Source organism: Mucisphaera sp. (assembly GCF_965279675.1).
Lineage (GTDB): Bacteria > Planctomycetota > Phycisphaerae > Phycisphaerales > Phycisphaeraceae > Mucisphaera.
Genome location: NZ_CBDIIJ010000002.1, coordinates 747,982 through 771,429, shown reverse-complemented (window position 1 = coordinate 771,429; position 23,448 = coordinate 747,982). Strand labels below are relative to the sequence as shown.

The window sequence follows — 23,448 nt, the reverse complement described above, 5'->3', positions numbered from 1 at the left end:
ATCACACAAACAACAACACCACCGCCGTCCAGCACACCGTCGCCAGCCCCATCGCGACCGAAGCCGGATAAATCTGCGTCCACACGTGGTCCATCAGGTCCGCCCCCGAAACCGTCGCGCTCAGCACCGTCGTGTCCGAGATCGGCGAGCACTGATCCCCGTAAAGAGAACCATTCAGGATCGTCGCGAAGCACACCATCATGTACAGCTCCTGATTCCCAAGCTCCTGACCCTGCGCAATCGCCCACGCCAACGGCATCCCCAGCGGGAACGCCACCGCATACGTCCCCCAACTCGTCCCCGTCGAGAACGAGATGATCATCGTCAGAAACAACAACGCCACCGGCAGCAACGCGTAGTGAACCCGATCACCCAGCAGCGAAACCAGATAAGCCGCCCCGCCCGCATCTTTCGACAGATTCCCCACCATGATTGCCGTCACCAGAATCAGCGCAGCCACCACCACCGCCTTGATCCCCAGACCAATCCCCTCCACCACCTCGTGCACCGTCATCCCCCGAATCATCTCCATCACGATCGCCACCACAAACGCAATCAGAAACGCCAGGGTCACGTTCGGTGAACCCGTCTGCACGTACGTCCCGATCGCCGTCGTGATCAGCAAACCCAGCGGAATCACAAAGCTCCATAGACTCGGCACAAACCCAACGGGCGGCTCCGACTCCTCCAACTCCTTCGAAGACAAAGGCGTCGAACCCGGCCGGTTCAACTCACCCGTCGTCCGCGCCCGAACCATCGCCGCTTTGAACTTCCGACCAATGAACGGCAGCTTGTCAAAACAAAGCAAGAGCGTCCCGATCACCGCGAACAACGCATAAAAACTCAGAAAGATCGACGAGAAATAGAACCCCAGCCGATCCTCAGGCGTCGCCAGAAAAGCCACGCCCGGCACAAAAATCAAAGCCTGCACATAAGCCGGCCACGCATTCAGCGGGATCAATGCCGCAATAGGCGACGCTGTCGAATCCACCACGTAACTCAGCTCCTCATGACTCACCTTCTCGCGATCATTGATCGGCCGCGACGTCGCACCCACCATCACCGTCGACACCGTCCCACCCTGGAAGAAACTCACCCCCAGCAACCAGGTCAGAAACTTCGCCGACCGCGGACCCGTCACGATATGACTCGCCGCCCAGTGCGCAAACGCCAGCGCCGCCCCACCACGCTGCCAGATACCCACCAGCCCGCCAAGCAAACCGCAGTAAAGCAGAATCACCTCCGCCACCGACTCCGAACTGATCGTCGGCATCAACACCTCATCGATCAGGTTGTACTGACCCAGAAGCAACACCCCGGCGATCGCCCCACCCGCCAGCGACGTCAACGGCTCCTGCGTCGCGATACACAACAGAATCGCCGTAAACGCCGGCAGCAACGACCACAGGAACCAGTGCTTGTAGACCCGCACCTCCTTGAACCGCAAGCCCTCCTCGGTCTCCTCGTAAACAAGCTGGCTCGTGATCGCCGGCTGCGCCCCGTCCGCTGTTGTCGCCGCCAGATTCGCCTCCGCAATCGGCGAGTCCTCAATCGGCACCGCCCCCGCCAGCGACACCTCGTTCCCACGGAACACATACACCCACTCGCCACCCTCCTTCTGGAAAGCATCCAGCACCGTGCTCTGGCTGATCCAGCTAGGCGGGACCGCACTCCCCACCCAGTAAGCACTGACAATGCAGATCAGGAACAACCAGAACCCCGGACGCATCAGACGCTTCGCGAGCGAACGGGACACTTGCACATCAGAGTCGGGCATCAAACGCCCTCCCGATAGAGGGTGAAATGGACAGGCCAGAAGCAAGCAGACCCGACAGAGCCACGGGACCCCCACAGACTAGCCGATCACGCCCCGCTCGCCAGAACAAAGATGACCAGTGCCCCCAGACCCACCATCCGGCTCGTCATGTCCCGCAGCGCAAACACCAGCGGGTCATCGTGCAATTCATCCCGATGCGCAATCAGCCACACCCGCGCCACCCAGTAAAGCAGCAGCACACAATTCAGATACAGCAGACTCGGCCGCTGATACCAGATCGGACTCGCGTCCGCGATGAACATCGCCAGCACCAAGACCGATAAAAAACCCGTCGATGGCCCCATCGCCCGGATCAGCGCGATGTCCGGCCGCTTGTAACCCCGCCCGCTCACATCCGCGTCCGCATCGTTCTCCAGCCGCAGCACCTCCGTATACCGCTTCGCGAATGCCAGCGATAAAAAGAAGAACATCGAAAACGCCAGCAGCCACTTCGACGGCTCGTGATCAAACGACCACGCCCCCACCAGCACCCGCAACGTATAAAGCGACGCCAAAACCAGCACATCCACCATCGGCTTGCGCTTCAGCCAGAAACTATAGAGGTGCGTCAGCACCAGATACGTCAGCAACGCACCCACCGCCGCCCACGGCAAAAACGCCACCGCCAGACCCAACCCAAGCACACCCAGCAACCCCGCGATCCACGACCCCGCCGCCAACGGCACCGTCCCCGCCGCAAACGGCCGCTCCTTCTTCGATCGATGATGACGATCCGCCTCCACGTCCAGCAGGTCGTTCACCACATATACCGCCGACGCCAACAGCGACATCGCCACAAACGCCACCGTCACCGCCAGCAGCACGTCCCAATCCATGAAGTCGTGCGCGATCACCGCCGGCAGAAACACCAGCACGTTCTTCGACCACTGATAAGGCCGAATCAGCTTCCACACCTCCGACCACCGCAGCCGACCATCCCCGATCACCCTCGGCCGCAAACCCTCCCGCGCCATCGCCTGCTTCAGTCGCCCGGACGGCGCCACCGCAATCACCTCATGACACCCCGGCCACACCGCCAGGTCCGCGTGCGCATCCCCCGCATACGCAAACCGCTCGTACCCTCGCTCCGCACACCATGCCCGAATCGCCGCGAGCTTCTTCTCCGATTTCAGATTCACCCCATCCGCCGAAGCCAGAACGTCATCAAACAACCCCAGATGATCCGCCACCGCCCGCACCACATCCCGATGCGAAGCCGACGCCAGCACCACCGGCCGCCCCGCCTCCCGCGCCTGCCGAATCAGATCAAGCGTCTCCGGCCGGTAAGGCAGCGTCGCCACGTCCAGCCCCGAGATCTCCGCCGCCAACCGCTTCAGCTCCGGCCGCCCCTCCGCCCGCCACGCCCGCACCACCTCCGGCACCCGCCGAGGCGACTTCCGCACCACCCCGATCAGACTCTCCGCCATGCAATCCGTCGTAATCAGCGTCCCGTCCAGATCCACAAACAACGGCGTCATCGCCGGCGCAGCCGACGACGAACGGAAAGCCTGGGATGAGGTCGAAGATTCGGTCATATCTAAGGAGGGCCGCATGCCGCTTGAGATTTATCGCATATCGGCTCACCACCCGCTCCGCACACAGGTTTAATCACCCCTAAAACGGTCAGGAATCGACCCTTTTTCGACCATTTCAGCCCAAATCGCCTCGTTTCCGACCACCCCTAGGTACACTGAAATCGCAAGATTCCGGCCTGACAGCCTCTCAGCCGGGAAAACGCCCCGCTTGCCGGGATCAGGGACAGGATTCGCCATGCCATCACTTCCGCGGGACAACCAGTCGCCCAACAACACCCCCAGCCAACCCCGGCTCGAACCCCTCGAACCGCGCCTGCTCCTCTCCGGCACCCCCTGGGCCGACGAGCTCACCGCCGCCTTCTACGACGACAACCCCGCCGACGCCACCATCACCATCGACCACGACGCCAAGCTCGTCACCATCGATGCCCCCGGCGACCTCACGCTCGACGACGACTTTGTCTCCGCCTTCCCCGTCGAGTACTCACTCATGATTTCTGAGACAGCCCTTGGAGGAGGATCTGCTTCTATTGCTTCTGGAGCTGTTCAGCACGCGAGTTCTGGATCGGCTGCAACCTCGAATACAGGCGTTTCGATAACTGCGACTAGTGTTACAAATACCAACACCAACACGAAGCCGCGTAAGCCTGCGCCGCCGCCGTTTAGGGCGGGATATATTCATCCCGTGATTAATGACGATCGGCTCGCCGAGTCGTTGGTGCTGACGCCGGATGCCGAGCTGGAGCTGCGGCTTCGTATGGCCTACAGCAACACGCCCAACAGCGGCGCAGGTAAAGCCGGGTATCACTCGGATCTCGAGTATTTCCTGACGACCCAAAGATCATCGAACTTGAATACGGCGATCCCTATCGGGACACCGGAAGAGATCGGTCTGCGTGGCGTCCGACCGGGCGGTGGAAAGAACGTCAACACCAAGATCGACCTGCCGGATGATCTGACGCCCGGCAGTTACTACGTCGCTGTACGGAGCAAAACCTCGGGGCACGTGAGGGAGGATGTCTCCCTTCAGCCCATCACGATCGAAGCGGCGCATCATGAGATGACCGGGACGGTGACGCGGAATACGTTGCCGGCGGAGACGGTGGCGGGGCAGCAGGTTCGGGGGCGGGTGTCGGTGGCGGTGACGAACGCGGGGAATCTGAATCTGGATCCGCGGGAGCGGCACAGCTTTGTCCTTCTGGCGACGGCCGATGGGACGGGTGAGACGGTTGTGCTCGCTGAGCGTCAGCAGCGGCTGGGCGCGCTTAAGCCCGGGCAGACGCGGAACGTGAACTTCAACGTCCGCACCGACCTGCCCGACGATCCGGCGACCTACACCCTCTCGGTCGCGATCAACCCGGCGGACGAGGCCGACCCGGCCGGGACAGCGCAGTACACCCTGACCAATTTCACGGACAACGTCCCGAACACCCTGAACGCAACGCCGATCCACCGCGACCTGGCGCTGGCGATCCGGCACGAGCGGTTCCGGCTGCCAGCGGGCGTGATCCAGGGGCAGACGCCCCGGGTGAACATCCCCATCATCGTGACGCATCAGGGCAACGTGGCCTACGACCGGGGCCAGCGTGTGGAGGTCGCGATCAATCTCGTCGGCCCGACCGGCACGACGACGATCGAGACCCGGACGCTGAACATCAGCAACCTCAAGCCCGGCAAGGCCAAGCGGTTCCAGCTGCGTGTCGAGCTGCCGGCGAACGCCGAAGCGGGCAACAACCGGCTAGCGGTTGAGCTCCAGCCGACCGGCCCGATCGCCGAGGCTCCCGGTGATGCGGCCAACGACGCCGACCGATCTTTCCTGTTCAGGATCGATGCCCGGGACATCGACCTCCACGCGCACATCACCCGTGTGCAGCTGCCGACCCGGGTGGCGCACGACGATTCTGGCATGGTCGAGGCCAAAGGGCGGGTTCACCTGACGCTGACAAACGACGGCAACCTCAAGTTCGATCGCGACGATACGGCGACGGTGGACCTGATCGCGATCGCGCAGGATGGCAGCACGCACGTGTCGCTCGGCTCCGAGCAGGTGAAGTTGCGGAACCTGGGCGTTGATCGTTCGAGGAACGCCCGGCTGCAGATCGACGCCGATCTGACGCAGGTGACCTCGGGCTACACGATCGCGGCGCGGGTGCGGCTAGACGGGCTGCAGGACAATGACGTGAGCAACAATGTTGCGGCATCGAGATTCGGTGACCTTAGTGGCTACCTGGCGAAGCAAGCGGAGCGCGTTGTAATCTCCAACAGCTCTGAGTCGGGTGTGGTGATCGTGCAGTCGGTTCAGTCAGCTAGCTCCGTGTTTGGCATTCAGTCGTCGCCTGGCTGGGCGCCTGACAACATCAGCCGTGAGGAGCTCTACTTCGAATCGGCACCGGGTCAGACGTTCTACACGGATGCTCCGCGGCATGACATCGCGTTTGGTCGCCAGAGCGGCAACCGGCCGGGGACGTATCGGGTGTTCCTGCCCGGCGCACCCGACGAGACGGTGACGGCGGGGCTGTACGTGTACGAGAAGACCTCGGAGAACGTCGGCGAGATCCGGATGATCGACTACTACGCGGCGCCGTGGGACCTGACGCTGACGCACACGAGTTCTGAGACGTTTGACTACAGCAGTCGGATCATGGGCAACATCTGGACCGGTACGGGCATCCAGCCGGACACCGGTCAGCCCGGGCAGGTGGTGGTCACGCAGCCCGGTAACGGCCAGAACACGCAGGGCGGGACGATCGATACGGGTTCGGGCCTGCTGCAGATCGTCGGCCATCCGGTCAACAACCCGAATTTCCCGACGTACATTCCTGCTAGTGAGTTGCCTGGTAACAACGGTAACAACGGCGGCAACCCGCCGAGTGTTGGTAGCTCTGGTTCGGTGATGGCCTATCTAGAGAGCGGTTCGGGGACCCTTCTCACTGAAGGTAGGCTTCTGTTGCGACAGCCGACTGTGCTGGGTGACATTCATCTCGGTGGAAGGCTGGAGGTCACTGCCATCGATGAGCTTGGAGCTCTGGATGGCCGGGTCACCATGGAGCCCGAAGCGACGCTGGTGCTTGACGGTGTCACTTTGACTGCTGAGATCGTCGCGCTTGCCGGGCTTGATCCGAGTGATGTGTCCTGGGGCGAGCTGCAAACGCTTGCGGGTTTGCTGTCAGCCAGCGAGCCATCAGACTTAACGACGCCGAGTGACCTCAACGGCGACGGGGTGGTGGATCTGGTGGATTTGTCGTTGTTGGCGACGGGTTAAGCCCGCATCTCACTACCAGAAGTGGCGTTTGGCGAAGGCGTGGCCGGAGCCGGATTTGAGGTATCGCTCAAAGGATTGGGCTTTGTTGTCGTCTTCGAAGCGGACGACGACTTCGGGTTGCCAGGGGGTGAAGCGGGAGGTGTGGGTTGAATCGCCGTCGTTGTGTTGTTTGAGGCGGTTCTGGAAGTCTTGGGTGCAGCCGATGTAGGTTTTGTTGGGGTGGGACTGGCTGCGTAGGAGGTAGACGTATTTCATGGGCGTTTGCCCTATGTTGGAGGGAGTTCGCCCTTCGTAGCTCTCCTTCGCTAAAGCTTCGGAGAGCTACGAAGGGCGATTCTTCTCCGCTCGCCGAGTTGACACTCGACGAGCTACGAAGAATCGGGGCGACACGATTTGAACGTGCGACCTCGGCCACCCAAAGACCGCGCTCTACCAAGCTGAGCTACGCCCCGTAGCGTGCTAGCAGTATACCCGGTTCGGGCGGGGGCTCGTGGGCTGGTTAATCGAGGGCGAGGACGCGGATTTCGTAGGGGGTGAGGGTGACCTGTCGGGTGACTTGGTGGTTTTTGCCGGTCAGGAGGTCGCGGGCGGGTTGTGGCCAGGGCAGGGTGAGGCTGGCGGGGTGGTTGCGGACGTTGACGAGGATGAGGAGGGTGTTGTGGTCGTCGTAGCGGAGGAAGGCGGCGACGTCGTCGTTGCTGAGGTCGGCGAGGCGGCCGGAGCGGAGGGCGGGGTTTTGGTGGTAGACCCGCATGAGTTGTTGGTAGCGGGCGGTGACTTCGGGACCTTGGGACCAGTCCAGGGGTTGCTGGCTGAAGAAGGGGATGCGTTCAGGGTGGGCGAGTTCCTGGCCGTTGTAGATGAGGGGGACCCCGCCTTGGTAGAGGGCGATGGCGTAGGCGGCGAGGGAGGCGTCGACGCTGCCGAAGAGTTCGATGAGGGAGCCGTCCCAGGCGTACTGGTCGTGGTTGGTGATCCAGCGGAGCCAGTGCTGATCGGGGCGGAGGTCGCGGTAGTTCTCGAGATGTCGGAGGTGGAGGCTGGAGGCGGTCTCGTTCTGGGTGAAGGTTCGTTTGAGTCCGTCGTAGAAGGACCAGTCGAAGTTGATGTCGAAGCCGGCTTCGGTGAGGTTCTCTTTGCGGGCGCCTTCGGCGAGCATGAGGATAGGGCGGTTGACGGCGGCGCGGATGGCGGCGTTGGCCTCGGCCCAGAAGTCGACGGGGACGCCATCGGCGTAATCGCAGCGGAAGCCATCGACGCCTACGTCCCGGACCCAGAAGATCATGGCGTCGATCATGGCCTGGCGGAGTTCGGGGTTGTCGAAGTCGAGGTCGGCGACGTCGAGCCAGTTGGTGCCAGGCGGGTGGGTGATGTCGCCTGCGTCGTTGCGGGTGTACCAGTCGGGCTGGGTGTTGATCCAGGGGTGGTCCCAGGCGGTGTGGTTGGCGACCCAGTCGAGGATGACGGCCATGTCGCGGCGGTGGGCTTCGGCGATGAGTTCGCGGAGGTCTTCGAGGGTTCCGAGTTCGGGTCGGACGGCTCGGTAGTCGCGGACGGCGTAGGGCGAGCCGAGGTCGCCGACGGAGCGCTCGACGCCGATGGGGTGGATGGGCATGAGCCAGATGACGTTGACGTGGAGGCGTTCGAGCCGGTCGAGGTTGGCGGTGATGCTGTCGAGGTCGCCTTGCTCGGAGAACGCGCGGGGGTTGATCTCGTACATGACGACGTCGTCGGTGGCGGGGAGGGCGCCGGCAATCGGTGCGATCGCGAGGGCGATGATCGCTGCGGCGAATGTGCGGAGCCAGCCGGTTGTCATGGGTTGATCCTTTGTTGTGTGCAAGGAATCAGGCGGTCTCGAAGTAGGCGGTGAGGAGGGCGATGGCGGCTTCGACATCGTCGAGGTGGACCATTTCGGTGACGGTGTGGATGTAGCGTGTGGGTGTGAGGAGGGTCATGACGGGGATGCCCTCGCCGGCGCGTTGGATGGTTCCGGCGTCGGTTCCGCCTCGGTGGAGGAGGGTTCGCTGGGCTTTGATTTTGCGTTTTTTGGCGAGGGACTCGAACTGCTCGTAGAGGTCGAGGTCGGTGATGGCTGCGCCGTCCATGACGTTGAGGCCGACGCCTTTGCCCTGCTCGGTGACCCGTTCGGTGTCGGGGACGCCAGGCGTGTCGCAGCAGAGGGTGGTGTCGAGGGCGATGCCGACATCGGGTTTGAGTCCGTAGGCGGCGGGTCCTGCGCCGCGGAGGCCGACTTCTTCCTGGACGGTGAAGACGACGTTGATTTCGGCTTCGTGTTTCTGGAGTCGTCGGAGGGCTTCGATGGCGATGTAGCAGGCGACGCGGTTGTCCATGCACTGTGAGACGACGGAGCCGCCGATGGTTCGGACGGGAGCGTCGAGGACGACCATGTCGCCGATGCGGACGCGTTTGTTGACTTCTTCGGCGGGGAGTCCGAGGTCGACGGTGAGTTCGTCGATCTCGGGGACTTTCTTGCGTTCTTCGGGGGTGGCGATGTGGACGGGTTTGCCGCCTGGGTTGAGGACGCCGGGGAGGTCTTTCTTCGGGTCGCGGACATCGGGGCAGACGGTGACGAGTCTTGCGAAGAGGTTACGGGTGTCGAAGCCGCCGACGGCGTTGAGTCGGAGGAAGCCTTTGGTGTCGATGTGTTTGACGACGAAGCCGATCTGGTCCATGTGGGCGGCGACCATGATGCGGGTGGGGTCGGCGATGGCCTTGCCGGATCGTCGCTTGGGTTTTTTGGTGGCGATAAGCGAGCCGAGGCGGTCGGTTCGCAGGTCGTCGACGAGGGGTTTGACTTCTCTGGTGATGAGTTCGCGGACCCGATGCTCGCGGCCGGGGACGCCTGGCGTGGTGGCGAGGGCGGCGAGGAGTTTGGGGGGTGTCGAGGTGTTTGGGGTTTTGGCTTTCCCGGATGGGGCTGGCTGTTTTTTGGCCATTTGGCGTTCTTTCTGGTGGAGGGGGCGACGTAATAGAGGCCCGCACTATAACGCTGTCGTTGTCGTTGAACGGTGGTGGGTCCCCGGAGGTGGTGGCTGAATCAGCTGGCGGTGCGGTCTTTGATGGTGGTTTCGAAGGCGGCCCAGGTATCGAAGAGGTGGAGGTTTTCGGGGAGGGGGCGATCGATGTGGGGCAGGTCGTGGCCGAGGATGGCGGCGGTGGTGGAGCGGCCCTGAATGGCAGTCGCGAGGGTGTTGATCCAACTGTTGAGTTCGTCGGTGGTGCAGGTGCGTGAGACGATCATCCAGACGAGATCGACCTGTTCGAGAGCGACGGCGGAGGCGAGGACTTCTGCGGGGGTGGCGGCCCCGAGGTTGAGGACATCCCAGCCGAGGTCGCCAAGGAGTGTGGCGGCCATGACGGTGCCGACTTCCGAGCGGTCGTCGGGTGCGGCGCCGCCGACGGCTCGGGGGGCTCCGGCCGGGGCGCTGGGTTGGAGTTGTCGGATGTGGCTGAGTCCCTGGACGCAGAGGTCGGCGTCGCGGTGGCCGTGGGCGACGTGTTCGCTGGGTTTGGTGGTGTTGTTGGTGGGGCGTTGGGGGTTGAGCAGGTTGGCGAGTGGGCCGTCGCAGATGGTGGCGACGGAGGTACCTCGGAGGTAGAGGTCGAGGAGGACGCCGCGGAAGCGTACGACGTCGCCTTGGGCGAGGGCTTCGGCGAGCGGGTGTGTGGTTGGGGGTTGGGTTTCGGCATCTTCGGCGGGGAAGTGCTCGAAGGCGGCGAAGCGGTCGCGTAGGCCGGCGGCGAGTTCGGGCAGTCCCATGGCGGCGGGGTCGCGGACGGGCATGCCGCTGGTGCGGATGAAGCGGACGGCTTCATCGAGGGGGATGCGTCGGTGGCCGCCGGCGGTTCTTGGAGCGCGGATGGTGCCGAGATCGACCCATCGTTTCATGGTGGATGGGCTGACGTCGATGGCTCGGGCCATTTCTCGGGTTGTCAGGTAGGTCTTTGGCATGCTGAAACCTCTGGTGCAACCGTAGGCGCTTTATCGAAGCCAGATTAGGCCTAAATGGGGCAAAAACCACCCAGATTTACCCTAAAACGGTCAAAAGGGGCAGAAAGTTGGTTTGGAGGGTAGACAATTCTAGGGGAAAGTACTAAGTTGTCGATGACCGTTATGGACTTTTTAGACGATTTTCGTTCAGGCACCCTCAAGGATAGAGAGGCCCACTGTGGTAGGAAACATCAGCAACGCGTCCGAGCGTCCGTCATCGCAGTCCTCCTGGTCGCTGCCGAGCGACCTTAGTGAAGCGCGAGTTGAGCGTCTTCTTGAGTTGCTGGAAGGCCCGATCGACTTCATGGCAAGCGATCTTTTTAATGATGAGCTGGCGATGGAGGAGATGTTGGCTGAGGCGGAAGCGATCAAGCGGCCGTCGGTTGACTGGTATTACCACCTCGAGCGGGAGACCCCGGTTCTCCAGCTTGCCCAGTCCAACAGCCCGCAGTTGCTGACGGCGGCGCAGGAGCGGGTGATCTTCACGTCGTACAACTACTGTCGTTTTCAGGCGGAGGAGGCTCGTTCGGCGATTCAGACGCGTCGGGTGGGTATCCGTCAGGCGGAGCGGTTGCTGGCGTGGGATGCGCGGGCGCTTGAGCTGCGTGAGATGATCGCGGAGTACAACGTGGCGCTGGTGCTGGCGATGGCTCGGAAGTTTGAGCGGAGTCGGCTGGAGTTCACGGAGATGATCGCGGAGGGCAACCTGGCGCTGGTGCGGTCGATTGAGAAGTTTGATGCGGGGCGTGGGTTCAAGTTTTCGACGTATGCGTGTCGTTCGATCCTGAAGGCGTTCAGCCGTCTGGGTGAGAAGACGACGCGGTATCGGAAGCTGTTTCCTGTTGAAGCCAACCCGGACTTTGAGCGGTCGGACCATGCTCAGCGGAAGGCCGCGGAGCAGGAACAGGATTGTGCCGAGCACGCGGCGCAGCTGCTGGATCACCACGCGGCGGGTCTGACGGACCTCGAGCGCACGGTGATTCGGGAGCGGTTTGGTCTGGGAGAGGATGACCCGGACGACAAGGCGCGGACGTTGCTGCAGGTGGGGCAGCGGATCGGGCTGACCAAGGAGCGTGTGCGGCAGATCCAAAACCGGGCGCTTCGGAAGCTGCGCAAGGGGCTGGAGGACACGCTGCTGGACAGTTCGATGAATCTGGAGAAGGCGGCCGAGGAGCTCGAAGAGCTGGCTCTTTGAATCTGGTTGAAAACAGAGACCGTTGTGAGCCCGTGGCGACACATGCCGCGGGCTTTTTCTATGATCGCTGCTCTTAAGAAGGAGTCGCGATATGTCTGCTGAGAAGCATCCCAAGAAGATTGTGCTGGCCTACTCGGGTGGGCTGGATACCTCGGTCATTCTGCCCTGGTTGAAGGACCGTTATCCGGGTGTGAAGCTGGTGGCGTTCGCGGCGGAGCTGGGGCAGGGGGATGAGCTGAAGGGGATCGAGAAGAAGGCTTACGCCTCGGGCGCGGATGAGGTGGTGGTGAAGGATCTTCGTAAGGAGTTCGCGGAGGAATACTGCTTCCCGATGCTGCGGGCGCACGCGGTGTATGAGTCGGACTATCTGCTGGGGACGAGCATTGCGCGGCCTTTGATTGCGAAGCATCAGGTGATGGTGGCGAAGCAGACGAAGGCGGACGCGGTGGGGCATGGGGCGACGGGCAAGGGGAACGATCAGGTTCGGTTCGAGCTGACGTACAAGGCGCTGAATCCGAAGCTGAAGATTGTGTCGCCCTGGAAGGACCCGCGTTTTCTTGTGTCGGGTCTGACGGATCGTGAGACGGCGATCGACTATGCGAAGAAGCACAAGATTCCGATTGATCAGAGCAAGAAGAAGATCTATTCGCGGGACCGGAACCTGTGGCACATCTCGCATGAGGGTGCGGAGATCGAGTCGCCTGGGTCGGAGCCGAAGTGGAACGATTGTCTGGTGATGGCGACGACGCCTGAGAAGGCGCCGAACAAGGCGGCGACGGTGACGATCACTTTTAAGAAGGGTGATCCGGTCGCGATCAACGGGAAGAAGCTGGCCGGGCACGAGATCATCGCGCAGCTTAATGCGCTTGGTGGGAAGCACGCGGTGGGGACGACGCTTCTGGTTGAGAACCGGCTGGTGGGGATGAAGTCGCGTGGTGTGTATGAGACGCCTGGCGGGACGATTCTGTATGAGGCGCATAAGGCGCTGGAGCAGATCTGTCTGGAGCGGGATCTGTTCCACGAGAAGCTGCGGCTGGCGTCGCGGTATGCGGAGCTGGTTTACAACGGCCAGTGGTTCCACCCGCTTCGTTATGCGATGCAGGCGTTCATCGACCAGTCGAATCAGGTGTTGAGTGGCGAGGTGAAGGTGAAGCTGTACAAGGGCTCGGCAATGGCGGTGGAGGCGACGAGCCCGAACTCGCTTTACGACGAGGACCTGGCGAGCTTCGCGATGCACGGGTACGACATCACGGCGGCGCGTGGGTTTATTGATCTGTATGGCCTGCCCATGACGGTGGCGGGTCAGAAACAGCCTCTCCGTAAGGACCGTTAATCGTTCGTATCGCGGCGTGAGTTTTGTTGGGCATGACGGGGGTGATGGGCTGGCTGTCGGTCTGTCTGCCTGGGGTGTGTTTCGGCGGCTGATTGGCGGGTGTGTGAAGCTGCGTGGGGTTTGTGGGTTGTGGGGTTTCGGGGTTTGCGAGATGGGCTTCCGGATGCGCGGTCGGTTGCTTTTTGATTCTGGTGATTTTCGGACGGTGGGGCTTTGAATCGTTGGCGTGAATGGCATCTTTCCCGGGTGCTGGCCGCGGGCTGGCCATTCTTCTGAACGCTACGTGATTGGGGAGATGATGACTCGTTTGTCGATGACTACTGCCGCCGCTGTGGCGGCCGCACTGACGACCGGCTTTACCAGCCAGGCCCAGGCGACCAGCATTGTGACGCTGGACTACGAGAGCTACGTCGGTGGTTCGATCAAGACGAACTTTGGCAACCGTAGTGCTGGTCTGATTCGTTGGACACAGGATGCGGGGGCCGTTCCCGATGTTCACTTCACGGACATCACCAAGGGTAACGGCACGGTTTCGGGCTTCCTGGCGTTCTGCATCGAGGCTTTCGAGAGCGTGAACACGGCACCGAGCCAGTACGCGGTGCTCGAAGCTGAGCAGATGCCGAACAACAATGTTGGCGGTCCGAACCCGAACCCGATGGGTGCGATCCGTGCTGATAACCTGGGCAAGCTGTTCGCTGTGGGCTTCCTGGGAACGGATGAGGATGACTGGAAGGTCAATGGCAGCTTCGATGTGAACTACATCAAGGCTTTCCAGCTGGCCGTTTGGGAGGTTGTCAACGAGGCGGTGGTGCAGGGCATGCAGACCCTGAACATCATGCAGAGCAACACCTCGGATCGTGGCGATTTCTACTCGCGGTATGGCAGCAGCCATGTGATCGCGACGACGGCTCAGAACCTGCTGGATCAGGCGATGGTGGCTGATGCTGGTGTGGAGCTGATCGGTTTCGGTTCGCCTTTCGAGTCGCTGACGGCTCGGATCCAGGACCAGATCACGGTGCGTAAGCCTTCTGGCCCGCCTCCCGTGGTTCCGACGCCGACGGCTGCGGGTGCCGGCCTGCTGGGTCTGGGTGCTCTTGTGGCTCGTCGTCGGGCCAAGGCCTGAGTTTCGGTTCGATTCTAATTTTCGTGAGACCGCCGGCCTGTTCTAGGCCGGCGGTTTTCTTTGCATGGTTGTTAAGCTGGGCTGTTAACAAGCTAGGATTTTCCTGTAATTCAGTTTATTGTCGTTTAGATAGGCTTGCCTTGTTATGGGACGTGGGTTACTTTTGTGGCTGGGAGTACACACAACCGTTCGGAGAGGAACTCATGAACACCCACGTCACTGGAACTTTGTGCGCTGCGGCGATGCTGCTTGGCGCTGGTGCGATCGCGGCTCAGGCGGGCACGATTGCCCTGCACCGGGAGAGCTTTTCGGGTCAGGCGGTCAGCATCTCGACCAATAGCGGCTCTTCCTATCAGAGCGTTACGGGCGGCCGGTTCACCTGGTCGGATCGTGCGGCGAGCGACACGCTTGATATTGCCGATCTGGGTGCGGTGACGACCCCGGCCTCGGACCTGATCACGTTCTGCATCGAGGCGTTCGAGACGGTGGGCAGCAACGCGACTTACGACGTTGTGGATATCTGGGACGCACCGAAGGACAACGGCGGGACGAACCCGAGCCCGATGGGCATCGCTCGTGCGACGCTGCTGACCAAGCTGGCCAACCACGCGATCGATACGTTTGGTGCGGCGATCGGCAGCTGGACGACGGCTCAGATCGTTCCTTTCCAGATCGCGATCTGGGAGGTTGTGAACGAGCAGGTGACCCCGCTGGCCGGTGTGGATATCGACACGGGTAATTTCCGTGTGACCTCCGGTAACGCGACCTGGCTTAGCGACGCGGACAGTCTGCTGTCGGCGGCGGTCGGTTTCGCAGGTCCTCTGGATTACAGCCTCGGCGGTCTTTCGTCGCCGAGTGGCGGTCTGACGGCTGTACGTCAGGACCAGATGTACTTCATGCAGTCGCCGCCTCCGCCTCCCATCATCCCGACGCCGACGGCTGCTGCTGCTGGTCTGCTCGGCCTGGGTCTGCTGGCTGCCCGTCGTCAGGCGAAGGCCTGATTGACCTGTTGGTTTAGAAAACAAAGCCACGCCGTCCCTCGAGTGGGCGGCGTGGTTTTTTTTGGTTGTACGAGGTGGTGATCAGGCGGCTTCGCTGATGTCGGACTGCTGCGGTGTGGGCCTGGCTGGTTCGGGTCTGGCTGCGACGAGTTTGCCTTTGGCGATTTCGTCGCAGCGGAGGATGACGGAGCCAGGCATGCCGCGTTTGAGGATGTGTTCGGCGTTTCGCTGGTCGCGGCCGATGACTCTGAGTCTTCGGCGCATGACGCCTTGGCCGTCGATGACATCGAATTCGAACTGGCGGACGACTTCGGTCATGGTGCCTCTCCGAGAGCCTGGAAAAGGCGACGAACCCTGACGATCCGCCGCCCGGAGGGAAAAGAGATCGTTAGCCGGATCAGGCCTTCATGAGGGCGGAGGCTTCGTTGACGGCGTCGGGCAGGGCCTCTTCGATCCGGTTGATTTGTTCCTGGGTGAGTCCGAGTGACTCGAGCCATTCGGGTTTGGGTTCGGTTCGTTCTTCGCCTCGGGTGTAGCCGAAGCCGGCCTTGGCGGCGAGGGTGTCGGCGACGGCGACGATGGTGGGCAGGACGGCTTCTTCGCCGTCGTACTTTTCGGGTTCGTGGTGTCCGCCGACGACGTTGACGAGGGCTGGCGGGAACTTCCAGTTTCGGGCGAGAACGCGGCCAAAGTCTTCGTGGGTGGCCTTGAAGACCTCGCGTTCGACGTCTCGGAGGAGGAGGCCGTTGTTGGCTTCGACCTTCTCGATGCACTTGACGAACTTGGGTCGGCGGGACTGGATTTCGACCATGAGGCCGAGGTCGTGGATGAGTCCGGCGAGGAAGGCTTCGTCGAGGTAGCCCATGGAGAGTTCGTTGACGATGAGCTTGGAGGCGGCAGCGGTGGCGGTGCTGTGCAGCCAGAGGTCTTTGGCGTTGAAGCCTTTGACGATTTTTCCGCCTCGGAAGAGTTTGGTGAGGCTCGCGGCGATGGCGATGTTCTTGATGGCGTTGAGGCCGAGGAGGACGATGGCGCGGTTGATGGAGGCGACCTGTCCGGGCACGCCATAGAAGGCGGAGTTGACGACCTTGAGGATTCGGGCGCCGAGGGCGGGGTCGCCTTCGATCAGCTGGTTGAGGTCCTGCGCGGTGGCGTCGGGGTCATCGATCAGGTCCATGATTTTGATGGTGATTTCCGGGAGGGTGGCGATGTGGCCGATCTCGCGGATGGCTGGTTCGACGACCTTCTCGGCGTCGCTGATGGATCCCTGGGCCTGCTGACTGGTTGACGTGCTGCTCGCGATTCCCATCTCGTTCCCCTTACTGAACATGAGGTCTGTCAGGGCATCGACGGTTGGGGCGGTGTTCTCCAGCGTTTCTTTTGGTCGTTTTCGTTGCACGGGTTGCTGAGGCCATCTAGCATGATCTGATGATTTGGGGGTTTGAGGACAATCAGGCAGGCGGTCGGGGCTTCACGCATGTGTGGGCCCGGCGCGATGCGTGGGGTCGTAACGCTCGGGCAAACTGGGCGCTGTCGGTGGCGATCCTGCTGGCGGTTCTGGTGATTTTGCTGCCGTTGTTGGCGTTGCTGCTGCTGGCCGTGGTGGTGGGCCTGGTGAGTTATGTGGTGTTCTCGCTCATTGCGTTGGTTCTGGATACGCTTTCAGGCCTGCTCGGGACCCAGCACCCAGGTCGGCCCGGTGAGAAGACCGACGATGATGGCCGCCGCAACGTCCGAATCATTCGATGACCACTTTTCTCTACCGTCTGTTCATTGCTGCCTGCGTGATACTCGCTGTGGTGGGGTTTGTGGGGCTGGCCATTCAGAACAGCACTTCTGTGCCGGAGAGCGCGGGAGCTCAGACGGAGGGTGTCGAAGCTGGCGGTTCTACTGGCGGGTCGGCCACGAAGGAGGCGCTTGCGCAGCTGACCGGCGTGCCGGTGCAGATGGGGGTTGCGGAGCCGTCGGCGAAGGAGGCTCAGGCTGGTGGGGCGTCAGGGGGTGGGCTGGCGATTGAGATTGATGGTCCGCCTAGCGATCCGCGTTACCAGGTCGTGCAGGACTGGATCGAGACGTTCGCGCCGGCTTATCTGGTGCAGCAGGATCTGTTGGGTCTGGCTTACTGGCAGTGGATCGCGCTGTTTCTGTTTATCTTCATTGCGGTGCTGATTGATTTCAGCGTGCAGACGCTGCTTCGGCTGATCATTCACCGTCAGATACGTGAGCAGGGGGCCAAGACCAGGCGGGAGGAGCTTCGGCGGACGACGCGTCCGTTTGGTTTGTATGCGGCGGCGATCTTCTGCCAGTTGGCGTTGGATTTTCTGCAGTTTGAGGGGGTGGTGTATGAGGTGGCGAAGGGTGCGTTGGCGGTCTTCTCGGTGCTGGCGGGCGTGGTTTCGGCGCTGCGGCTGATTGACCTGGTGGGGAGTGTGTTAACGCGTCATGCTGAGGCAACGACGACGCGGGTGGATGACATTGTGATCCCGCTGGTGCGTAAGACGCTGAAGATTTTTGTGATCGCGATTGGTTTGCTTTACGGGGCGAACACTTTGGGGATCGAGGTTTGGCCGCTGATTGCTTCGCTGGGTATCGGGGGTGTGGCGTTTGCGTTTGCGGCGAAGGACACGGTGGAGAACTTCTTTGGTTCGGTGGCGGTGCTGGTGGATCGTCCGTTTGATATTGGCGACTGGGTGGTGGTGGACCAGCACGAGGGGATGGTGGAGTCGGTGGGTTTTCGGTCGACGCGGATCCGGACGTTTTACAACTCGCAGATCACGGTGCCGAATGCCAACCTGGTGCGGGCGATCGTGGACAACTACGGTCGGCGGAAGTATCGGCGATGGAAGTCGACGTTGAGCCTTCAGTACGACACGCCGCCTGACAAGCTGCTGGCTTTTGCGGAGGGTGTGCGGGAGCTGATTCGTCATCATCCGTATACGCGGAAGGACTACTACCAGGTCTGGGTGAACGAGTTCAACAGTTCGAGCATTGACACGCTGCTTTACCTGTTTTTCGAGGTGCCGGACTGGTCGACGGAGCTTCGGGAGCGTGAGCGGTTGCTGGTGGACATTGTTCGGCTGGCGGACACGATCGGGGTGTCGTTTGCGTTTCCGACGACGACGGTGCACTTGTACAAGGAGGAGGGCCCGCCTGGGTATGGCCAGCACGAGGCTCCGGGTCGGATGTCGGATCGTCGTGCGATGATTACGGGGATGCGTGCGGCGCGGCAGCTGATAGCGGATCAGCCGTGGCGGAGCGAGGTGCCGCCGCCGGTTGATTACGGGCATAACGATCTTGAGGGTGAGCTGGACGCTGCGGGTAATCCGATTGAGAAGCCGAAGGTCCGGGATAAAACCGGTCAGGAATCGGTGGGGGATGGATCCGAGGAAGCGACACGGGATGAACCACCGGCCGAACCAAACCCCTCTGCTCAGCGAACCGATAACGATGGAGGCTCCAAATCCACCACCTAGGAGGGGTGTCGGATCGCCGCGTCGTTATCTATCCCAGTCAAGCTTCCGAGCACGCTCGCGGACCTGCTGCGAGGGCTCGTCTGGCCGTGGTTGTTTCTGGCGAGGCAGACGCGACGGGGTCTGATTGTGTTTTCGGTGGTGGGGGCGACGTTGTCGCTGGTTGTTCGTCCGTCGACCTGGACGCGGCCGGTTCGCGAGGCGCTGGCGCAGCAGATTCTGCAGACGGCGATTTATGCGATTCCGTTTACGTTGCTGACGGCGCTGGCGATCGCGGTGTTTGTGGTGTTGCAGGCGCAGCAGTGGCTGGATCGTTTGGGGCATACCTCGCTGCTGGGGCCTCTGCTGGTGGTGGCGGTGGTGCGTGAGCTGGGTCCGCTGATTACGAATCTGCTGGTTATCGGGCGATCGGGTTCGGGGATGACGTCGGAGTTGGCGTCGATGAAGGCTTCGGGTGAGGTGAATCTGCTGGATGCTCAGGGGGTGGACCCGTTTGTGTATCTGGTGGTGCCTCGGGTGTTGGGGACGGGGATCGCGGTGTTGTGTCTGACGGTGATTCTGCTGCTGACGAGTTTTGTGGCGGGGCGTTTGCTGATGGTGATGATCAGCAGTGATCCGACGCCTCTGGTGACGTTTGCCGATCAGGTGCTGAAATCGCTGGAGGTGGTTGACCTGTTTAACTTCCTGGCGAAGACGTTGCTGACCGGGATGCTGACGGGGGCGATCTGTTGTGTGACGGGGCTGCATGCGGTGGGGCAGGCGAGTGCGGTCACTTCGGCGCCTCGGGCGGCGTTTGTGCGGAGTATCGCGGCGCTGCTGATCGTGTCGGTGTTTGTGTCGGCGGTGATTTATCTGGGGGGTGGCTGATGGTGGTGGAACCTCTGGATCGGGACTGCTGCGTGGCTGATGAGGTGTCGGAGGCCACGGTGTATCGGCTGGAGATGTGTGGGGCGGATCTGCCGGCGACGATTCATCACGACACGCCGTTGTATGACGTGAACCTGTCGCTGGTGCCCGGGCAGTTGACGCTGATTCAGACCGAGCCGGATCAGCCGCGGTTGCCGATCGCGGATGCTTTGGCTGGGATCATCGAGCCGAGGTGGGGGAGCGTGCGGGTGGATGGTCATCGGTGGGCGGATTTGTCGCCTCAGGCGGCGAGTCGTTTGCGGAGTCAGATCGGTCGTGTGTTCGAGGCGGACCGGTGGGTTCATCGGTTGTCGATGGAAGAGAATCTGTTTCTGGCCCCGCGTCATCATCGGCAGATGCGGGAGCACCAGCTGCGGGATGAGGCGCAGCGGCTGTGTCGGCTGTTTGGGATTCCCCGGATTCCGGCGACGGCGGTTGCGCAGGTGTCGCGGCCGCTTCGTCAGAAGCTGGCTTGGGTGCGAGCGTTGCTGGGCACGCGTCGGTTGTTGATTCTGGAGCGGCCGCTTCGTCATCTGCCGATGGGTGAGGCGGCGGTGCTGGGCAGGGCGGTGGGGCAGTTTCGCGAGCAGGGTGCGTCGGTGCTGTGGATCACGGATACGCCTGTTCCGATTGATCGTCCGGGTCTGATGCCTGACAACCTGGCGCGTGTTGAGGGGACGCGGCTGGTGGTTGAGCCGGGGCCTCGTCAGTTGGGAGTTGTGCGATGAATCATGCCCTGATGCAGCGATACGCCGGGCCGATCACGGGCGCGTTCGTGGTGGGGATCCTGCTGACGCTGTTTGCGATCGTGCTGGTGGCGGGGAGTCGGGGTGGCTGGCTGGCGGCGACGGTGCCGATCACGATCACGCTGCCTGAGGAGGGAGCGTTCGGTTTGCGGCAGGGGGCTGAGATTCAGGCGCTGGGCATCGTGATCGGGAACGTGACCTCGATCCAGGTGGTGGAGGATCGGATCGTGGCGCACGGCTGGGTTCGGGAGGACCTCGCGCAGATGGTGGCGGTGCGTGCGCCGGTTCGCATCAAGAAGACTTTGTTGATTGGTGGGGACACGTATCTGGAGATTGGTCGGGCATCGGGGGTGACGTTCGGGGCTGACGAGCCGATCAAGCTGACGGCGACGACCGACCCGCCAATTGAGAATCTGCCGGCGGAGCTTCAGAACACGCTTGCGACGATCACGGCGACGGCGCGGGCGTATGAGCAGATCGCCAAGGACCTTCAGGACCCGGGTGGTCGGTATCAGCGGATTCTGGCGGCGGCGGACACGGTGGCTCAGGACCTGCAGACGCTGTCTTCGGCGCTTGAGGAGACGGATGCGGCGAACGTACTGGTGGACCTGCGTGGCCGGGTGACGCGGATGGTGAGCGGGCTGGATGAGTTGCTGGCGGTGGCGACCGAGGGGGCGCGGACCGCGACGGCGACGATGCGGGGGATCGACGATCAACTGGCGTATCTGCCGGAGCTGGCTGAGGATTCGGCGGAGACGATCGAGCTGGTTCAGGGGAATCTGACGGAGCTGAAGGATGTGATTCGGTCGTTGCAGTCGATCACGCACACGTTGAGCGACGAGTTGCAGGATGCGCCTGGGGCGTTGCTGCAGGTTCGTTCGACGCTACGGGAGGTGGAGGACCTGAGTCGGGCGCTGCGTCAGAGCTGGCTGGTGAATGGGCCGGATGGTTCGGCGTCTCGTCGTGTGGTTACGGCCGAGGAGGCGCTGCGTGCGGTTGATCTGGTGGGGCCGCGGCCATGACTAGTTACCCGTTCTCCTTGTCTCTGGTTTCTGCTCGCGCGAGGTGGTTTGGTGCGTGGTTGCTTGTGGTGCCGTTGTGTCTGATCGGGTGTCGGTCGCAGCCAGATGTTGAGGTTCGTGAGACGGCGGTGTATCGGCAGGCGGTTCAGATCGGGCAGCTGGCTGACGAGTCGATGGCGGTGGGTGAGCCGGGGCGTGCGGCGGATCTTTACCTGCGTGCGCTGGAGCATGCGCGTCGGCTGGATGATCCGGGGCTTCAGGTGATGATGGCGGAGCGTGCGGCGCGGGCGTTACTGGCGTCGGGTCGGGCGCGGGAGGTGTTGCTGATCCTTGATGAAGCGGAGATCGCGGCGGCGCGGACGGGCCAATCGGCGGCGGAGCTGGTTCTGCTTCGTGCGGCGACGGCGCTTAGAGATGGTCAGGCGGAGGTGGTGCTGGAGCGGCTGGCGTTTCTGATCGGGAACGGGTCGTCGGTGACGGCGGGTCAGAGGCTGGATGCGTTGACGCTGGCTGCGCACGCAGAGCTTGATCTCGGTCGGATCGAGCGGGCCGATGGGTTGTGGCGGGTGGCGATCGGGGAGGCTTCGTTGATCGGGACGCCTTCTGCGGCGGCGCGGACGCTTCGGCTGGAGGGCCGTTTGGCTTACGCGACCTCGCAGCTGTCGCTGGCAGCTGAGGCTTATGACCTCGAAGCCGAGCGGTGGCGGGAGGCTCAGGCGCATCTGCCGATGGCGCAGGCGCTGGCACGGGCGGCGAACGTGTATGCGGAGCTGGGAGCGTCGGACCGGGCGGCGGATCGGGCGCTTCGGGCGGGTTTGAGTCTGCGGGCACAGCGGCAGGACGGGGCGGCGGCGGAATCGCTGCATCTGGCTCTGGCGGCGGCGCATCAGTCGGCGGACCGGACGCGGGAGCGGCTTGCCCGGCAGGCTCTGGCGGAGGTTCGGGAGCGTTTGCACGGGCCGGTGCGGGTGTCGGCCGAGATGGATTCGGCGGGTGCTTCGGGCGGGGTTGAGGCCGAGCGGGCTGAGGATCAGTCGGTCAGGGCCGAGTAGGCTGGCTGTCTGCCTTCGAGGACGGCCCAGACGTCGTGGACGACCCAGGACATGTTGGCCATGGCTTCTTCGGTGCGTGAGGCGAGGTGGGGGAGGATGCGGATGTTGGGCTGGCTGCGGATCGGGTCGTCGGCGGCAGGGGGTTCTGGGTCGAGTACGTCGAGGATGATGGCGGCTTTGGGGTGGGCCCGGGCCCAGTCGGCGAGGGCGGGCTGATCGACGAGCATGCCGCGGGCTGCGTTGATGAGCAGGGTGTCGTCGCGGAGGGATTGGAGGGTTTGGGCGTTGAGCAGGTGGCGGTTCTCGGGCCGGCCATCGACGTGGACGGTGACGATGTCGGCGTCGGCGAGCAGGTGATGGAGGTCGACATAGAGGAAGGGGTAATCGACGGCGCGGCGGACTTCGGCTTCGGGCAGGAGGTCGCAGACGTGGAGGTTCATGCCGATGGCGTGGGCGACGGCGCCGAGTCGGCGGCCGATGCGGCCGAAGCCGAGGATGCCGAGGGTCAGTCGGTCGAGCTGTTGGCCGACGTGCTGCTTGCGCATGAGGTGGTAAGTTTCGTCGGTGGCTTCGGGGGGGAGGTCGGTGCGGGGGCGGAGGGCGTCGAGGATGAGGCCGAGGACGTACTCGACGACGGCCTGGCTGTTGGCGTCCGGGGTGTAGACGACTTCGATGCCCCGTGCCCGGCAGGCTTCTCGGTCGATGTTGTCGAGGCCGACGCCTGCTCTGCCGACGACCTTGAGTTGCGGGGCTTTGTCGAGCAGTTTGGCGTTGACCCGGGTGTAGGTGCGGACGATGAGTGCATCGGCGTCGGCGAGGGCGTGGTCGAAGTCTGGTGCGTCGTGGGGGTAGCGGAGGACTTCGCAGCGTTCGGCGAGCCAGGCGGCGGGTTCTTCGCTGAGGGTTTCGCTGATGATGGCTTTCATGGCAGCAGCTTATCGCGGGCAAAAAAACAAGGCCGGGGATGGACCCGGC

21 protein-coding genes and 1 tRNA gene are annotated in these 23,448 nt (G+C 62.7%); 12 read left to right on the top strand and 10 right to left on the bottom strand.

All coding sequences use genetic code 11. The features are described from left to right. Position 1: 1 nt before the first annotated feature. Positions 2-1,756: a Na+/H+ antiporter NhaC family protein gene (locus ACQZAB_RS03450; protein ID WP_428387096.1), complete on the bottom strand. Its 1,755-nt coding sequence runs from the start codon at positions 1,754-1,756 to the stop codon at positions 2-4. A 107-nt stretch (positions 1,757-1,863) separates the two neighbouring features. Further along, the gene (locus ACQZAB_RS03445; RefSeq protein WP_428387094.1) at positions 1,864-3,351 is read right to left on the bottom strand and encodes a UbiA family prenyltransferase; all 1,488 of its coding nucleotides are present in this window, start codon (positions 3,349-3,351) and stop codon (positions 1,864-1,866) included. 235 nt (positions 3,352-3,586) lie between these two features. Between ACQZAB_RS03445 and ACQZAB_RS03440 the strand changes: the two genes are divergently transcribed. Beyond that, positions 3,587-6,613, top strand: a complete 3,027-nt coding sequence (locus ACQZAB_RS03440; RefSeq protein WP_428387092.1) for an LEPR-XLL domain-containing protein — start codon at positions 3,587-3,589, stop codon at positions 6,611-6,613. 12 nt (positions 6,614-6,625) lie between these two features. Here the strand turns inward: ACQZAB_RS03440 and ACQZAB_RS03435 are convergent, their stop codons facing one another. The 5 genes from ACQZAB_RS03435 to ACQZAB_RS03415 form a co-directional block, all read right to left on the bottom strand. Continuing rightward, complete coding sequence (locus ACQZAB_RS03435; protein ID WP_428387090.1) at positions 6,626-6,868, bottom strand: GIY-YIG nuclease family protein; 243 nt, start codon at positions 6,866-6,868, stop codon at positions 6,626-6,628. A gap of 123 nt (positions 6,869-6,991) precedes the next feature. Continuing rightward, a tRNA-Pro gene (locus ACQZAB_RS03430) sits at positions 6,992-7,065 on the bottom strand. 47 nt (positions 7,066-7,112) lie between these two features. Beyond that, a complete protein-coding gene (locus tag ACQZAB_RS03425) occupies positions 7,113-8,429 on the bottom strand; it encodes an alpha-amylase family glycosyl hydrolase (protein WP_428387088.1) in 1,317 nt (438 codons plus the stop codon). A 28-nt stretch (positions 8,430-8,457) separates the two neighbouring features. Next, entirely contained in the window at positions 8,458-9,570 is a 1,113-nt protein-coding gene (locus ACQZAB_RS03420; protein WP_428387086.1) for a M42 family metallopeptidase, read from the bottom strand. Between the two features lie 101 nt (positions 9,571-9,671). Further along, positions 9,672-10,586 (bottom strand): excisionase family DNA-binding protein, encoded by a 915-nt coding sequence (locus ACQZAB_RS03415; protein ID WP_428387084.1) that lies wholly within the window; start codon positions 10,584-10,586, stop codon positions 9,672-9,674. Positions 10,587-10,803: 217 nt separating this feature from the next. Here ACQZAB_RS03415 and ACQZAB_RS03410 point away from each other — a divergent pair, with 217 nt between their 5' ends. The 5 genes from ACQZAB_RS03410 (at position 10,804) to ACQZAB_RS03390 (ending at position 15,277) form a co-directional block, all read left to right on the top strand. Beyond that, complete coding sequence (locus tag ACQZAB_RS03410) at positions 10,804-11,820, top strand: sigma-70 family RNA polymerase sigma factor (protein ID WP_428387083.1); 1,017 nt, start codon at positions 10,804-10,806, stop codon at positions 11,818-11,820. A gap of 91 nt (positions 11,821-11,911) precedes the next feature. Continuing rightward, positions 11,912-13,153 (top strand): argininosuccinate synthase, encoded by a 1,242-nt coding sequence (locus ACQZAB_RS03405; RefSeq protein ID WP_428387081.1) that lies wholly within the window; start codon positions 11,912-11,914, stop codon positions 13,151-13,153. Positions 13,154-13,169: 16 nt separating this feature from the next. Further along, positions 13,170-13,370, top strand: a complete 201-nt coding sequence (locus ACQZAB_RS03400) for a hypothetical protein (protein WP_428387080.1) — start codon at positions 13,170-13,172, stop codon at positions 13,368-13,370. Between the two features lie 96 nt (positions 13,371-13,466). After that, a complete protein-coding gene (locus ACQZAB_RS03395; RefSeq protein ID WP_428387079.1) occupies positions 13,467-14,276 on the top strand; it encodes a hypothetical protein in 810 nt (269 codons plus the stop codon). A 203-nt stretch (positions 14,277-14,479) separates the two neighbouring features. Next, positions 14,480-15,277 carry a hypothetical protein gene (locus tag ACQZAB_RS03390; protein WP_428387078.1) on the top strand — a complete coding sequence of 266 codons (798 nt, stop codon included), beginning with the start codon at positions 14,480-14,482 and terminating at the stop codon, positions 15,275-15,277. Between the two features lie 81 nt (positions 15,278-15,358). On the opposite strand, the gene ACQZAB_RS03385 is transcribed toward ACQZAB_RS03390, so the two are convergent. After that, on the bottom strand, positions 15,359-15,595 hold the full coding sequence (locus ACQZAB_RS03385) for a hypothetical protein (RefSeq protein ID WP_428387076.1): 237 nt from the start codon (positions 15,593-15,595) through the stop codon (positions 15,359-15,361). A gap of 79 nt (positions 15,596-15,674) precedes the next feature. Beyond that, positions 15,675-16,586 carry an HDOD domain-containing protein gene (locus tag ACQZAB_RS03380; protein ID WP_428387075.1) on the bottom strand — a complete coding sequence of 304 codons (912 nt, stop codon included), beginning with the start codon at positions 16,584-16,586 and terminating at the stop codon, positions 15,675-15,677. Positions 16,587-16,705: 119 nt separating this feature from the next. Here ACQZAB_RS03380 and ACQZAB_RS03375 point away from each other — a divergent pair, with 119 nt between their 5' ends. The 6 genes from ACQZAB_RS03375 (at position 16,706) to ACQZAB_RS03350 (ending at position 22,473) form a co-directional block, all read left to right on the top strand. Continuing rightward, positions 16,706-17,026, top strand: coding sequence for a hypothetical protein (locus ACQZAB_RS03375; RefSeq protein WP_428387073.1), 321 nt, complete (start codon positions 16,706-16,708; stop codon positions 17,024-17,026). Continuing rightward, complete coding sequence (locus ACQZAB_RS03370; RefSeq protein WP_428387071.1) at positions 17,023-18,750, top strand: mechanosensitive ion channel family protein; 1,728 nt, start codon at positions 17,023-17,025, stop codon at positions 18,748-18,750. The genes ACQZAB_RS03375 and ACQZAB_RS03370 overlap by 4 nt, the downstream gene beginning before the upstream one ends. 126 nt (positions 18,751-18,876) lie before the next feature. Next, the gene (locus tag ACQZAB_RS03365; protein ID WP_428387069.1) at positions 18,877-19,614 is read left to right on the top strand and encodes an ABC transporter permease; all 738 of its coding nucleotides are present in this window, start codon (positions 18,877-18,879) and stop codon (positions 19,612-19,614) included. Then, positions 19,614-20,381 (top strand): ATP-binding cassette domain-containing protein, encoded by a 768-nt coding sequence (locus ACQZAB_RS03360; RefSeq protein WP_428387067.1) that lies wholly within the window; start codon positions 19,614-19,616, stop codon positions 20,379-20,381. Before ACQZAB_RS03365 ends, ACQZAB_RS03360 begins: the two co-directional genes overlap by 1 nt. After that, positions 20,378-21,421: a hypothetical protein gene (locus ACQZAB_RS03355; protein WP_428387066.1), complete on the top strand. Its 1,044-nt coding sequence runs from the start codon at positions 20,378-20,380 to the stop codon at positions 21,419-21,421. The genes ACQZAB_RS03360 and ACQZAB_RS03355 overlap by 4 nt, the downstream gene beginning before the upstream one ends. After that, positions 21,418-22,473, top strand: a complete 1,056-nt coding sequence (locus ACQZAB_RS03350) for a hypothetical protein (protein ID WP_428387065.1) — start codon at positions 21,418-21,420, stop codon at positions 22,471-22,473. Before ACQZAB_RS03355 ends, ACQZAB_RS03350 begins: the two co-directional genes overlap by 4 nt. On the opposite strand, the gene ACQZAB_RS03345 is transcribed toward ACQZAB_RS03350, so the two are convergent. Further along, a complete protein-coding gene (locus ACQZAB_RS03345) occupies positions 22,452-23,399 on the bottom strand; it encodes an NAD(P)-dependent oxidoreductase (protein ID WP_428387063.1) in 948 nt (315 codons plus the stop codon). The genes ACQZAB_RS03350 and ACQZAB_RS03345 overlap by 22 nt on opposite strands. Positions 23,400-23,448: the final 49 nt, after the last annotated feature.

What these genes read in the sequence shown, in the direction of transcription:
- ACQZAB_RS03405 (WP_428387081.1), top strand. Translation starts at nt 11,912, where the DNA reads ATGTCTGCTGAGAAGCATCCCAAGAAGATTGTGCTGGCCTACTCGGGT.
- ACQZAB_RS03380 (WP_428387075.1), bottom strand. Translation starts at nt 16,586, where the DNA reads ATGGGAATCGCGAGCAGCACGTCAACCAGTCAGCAGGCCCAGGGATCC.
- ACQZAB_RS03360 (WP_428387067.1), top strand. Translation starts at nt 19,614, where the DNA reads ATGGTGGTGGAACCTCTGGATCGGGACTGCTGCGTGGCTGATGAGGTG.
- ACQZAB_RS03395 (WP_428387079.1), top strand. Translation starts at nt 13,467, where the DNA reads ATGACTACTGCCGCCGCTGTGGCGGCCGCACTGACGACCGGCTTTACC.
- ACQZAB_RS03370 (WP_428387071.1), top strand. Translation starts at nt 17,023, where the DNA reads ATGACCACTTTTCTCTACCGTCTGTTCATTGCTGCCTGCGTGATACTC.
- ACQZAB_RS03385 (WP_428387076.1), bottom strand. Translation starts at nt 15,595, where the DNA reads ATGACCGAAGTCGTCCGCCAGTTCGAATTCGATGTCATCGACGGCCAA.
- ACQZAB_RS03435 (WP_428387090.1), bottom strand. Translation starts at nt 6,868, where the DNA reads ATGAAATACGTCTACCTCCTACGCAGCCAGTCCCACCCCAACAAAACC.
- ACQZAB_RS03375 (WP_428387073.1), top strand. Translation starts at nt 16,706, where the DNA reads ATGATTTGGGGGTTTGAGGACAATCAGGCAGGCGGTCGGGGCTTCACG.
- ACQZAB_RS03415 (WP_428387084.1), bottom strand. Translation starts at nt 10,586, where the DNA reads ATGCCAAAGACCTACCTGACAACCCGAGAAATGGCCCGAGCCATCGAC.
- ACQZAB_RS03440 (WP_428387092.1), top strand. Translation starts at nt 3,587, where the DNA reads ATGCCATCACTTCCGCGGGACAACCAGTCGCCCAACAACACCCCCAGC.
- ACQZAB_RS03350 (WP_428387065.1), top strand. Translation starts at nt 21,418, where the DNA reads ATGACTAGTTACCCGTTCTCCTTGTCTCTGGTTTCTGCTCGCGCGAGG.
- ACQZAB_RS03425 (WP_428387088.1), bottom strand. Translation starts at nt 8,429, where the DNA reads ATGACAACCGGCTGGCTCCGCACATTCGCCGCAGCGATCATCGCCCTC.
- ACQZAB_RS03345 (WP_428387063.1), bottom strand. Translation starts at nt 23,399, where the DNA reads ATGAAAGCCATCATCAGCGAAACCCTCAGCGAAGAACCCGCCGCCTGG.
- ACQZAB_RS03420 (WP_428387086.1), bottom strand. Translation starts at nt 9,570, where the DNA reads ATGGCCAAAAAACAGCCAGCCCCATCCGGGAAAGCCAAAACCCCAAAC.
- ACQZAB_RS03445 (WP_428387094.1), bottom strand. Translation starts at nt 3,351, where the DNA reads ATGACCGAATCTTCGACCTCATCCCAGGCTTTCCGTTCGTCGTCGGCT.
- ACQZAB_RS03355 (WP_428387066.1), top strand. Translation starts at nt 20,378, where the DNA reads ATGAATCATGCCCTGATGCAGCGATACGCCGGGCCGATCACGGGCGCG.
- ACQZAB_RS03390 (WP_428387078.1), top strand. Translation starts at nt 14,480, where the DNA reads ATGAACACCCACGTCACTGGAACTTTGTGCGCTGCGGCGATGCTGCTT.